Genomic DNA, 1,338 nt, shown 5'->3' with positions numbered 1-1,338 from the left:
CTTCGGCCACATGGTCGATCGCGGGCGCCACCTCGACGAGCGCTACAAGCGCCTGAAGAGCTTCTTCGATGACGGCGCGACCGCACGTCATCCCATGCTCGTCGAGGCCTCGTTTGCGTCGGCCGTCGGCCACGCGAAGCTCAGCTTGCAGGAGATTGAGTTGCTCCTGCGACAGCAGCGCCCGACGCAGTTCATGGATCAATACCTGCGCTCGCGCGACCACATTGGCCCCAACGCGACTGGCGACCAGTTCGAACTGCGCGGAATTGCACGGAACGCACGCGCGCGCAAAACACTGGTGATCTTGGGTGGCCTGTTCTACGCCGTGATGGTCGGGCCCGCGTTCTGGGCACTGGTCTTCGTCTTGCTGCCCAAGGCTTTCAAGCAGTCCTGGACAATCGTCCTGGGCGACTTTGCCCTGTTTGCACTGATGCTGTTTGTCGGCTTCGTCGCGCTGATCGCGGCCAGCAAGCTCAGCCTGGCTGCCACGTTGGTGAGGCAGCAGGTCAGGCCCAATGCCCAGCCGGCACTCGCACCTGCGCCGGTGCCGATCCTGGAGTCCCTCCCGATGGAAGAGACGCCGGTATCTGCGCTACCCCACATTGAATCGAGTGCGGCCGCGGCCGCCGAGCGATCTGAGCAAGGTCTCGTGACCAGCTAGCCGGCGTCACTCGCCCAAGCACATCCGGGCAAGAAGGTCTCGCGCTCCGACGCGTCGTACAGCGCATTTTGCGCGACGTGGCAAGGACGTTGTCACGGATGAACTGATCGAACTCCAGGGAGTGCCTGTATGACCGACTGAACAGGGATCTCTGCAGTAGTGCACTGCGAGTGCAGCCAAAATGGCCGCGCAACTTCCACCAATGGCACGGTAGCCACGGTTTCGTTGGACCGCTTGCGAGCTGCTGAAATGGCAACAGTACAACAAGGCTCATGGGCCACAGTCATCCTCGATATCGACGAGGTCCTGTGTCTTGGACAGGCAGAGGCTGGCTGGGACTTGTCTCGGGCGCTCAACCGGGGCGAGTCGCTGCAGCCACAGCGGTTGGCCACATTGTTCTCACCCGTGGCGCGCAACGCGCTGGCCGTAGCCCACAGAAGAGCTGGCCACGTGAAGTACGCGATCAGCAGCACTTGGCGTGAGCACTTCAGCCGAGAGCAGTTGGCTGCAGTCCTCGATGGCGCCGGCTTGTACTTCGTGGCTCAGAACCTCCATGAGGGTGCCGCTTGGCGATGTGTTCCGATCCACATTCACCGCGACCGGGAGGCCGAAATTCAGGCTTGGCTCCAGGAACACCACCAAGGCGAACCATTTGTCGTTCTGGATGACCGCCACAG

The 1,338-nt window shown here is 62.2% G+C and carries 2 protein-coding genes; both read left to right on the top strand.

What is annotated here, in order from left to right; all coding sequences use genetic code 11:
* A partial coding sequence (locus AC1DU6_RS31420; RefSeq protein ID WP_477862077.1) for a hypothetical protein occupies nt 1-661 on the top strand: 661 nt, incomplete at its 5' end.
* A 249-nt stretch (nt 662-910) separates the two neighbouring features.
* The coding region (locus AC1DU6_RS31415; RefSeq protein ID WP_477862075.1) for an HAD domain-containing protein at nt 911-1,338 on the top strand (428 nt) is incomplete at its 3' end.

The organism is Roseateles sp. P5_B10 (genome assembly GCF_056400485.1).
This window is presented reverse-complemented; position numbering and strand designations above follow the sequence as displayed.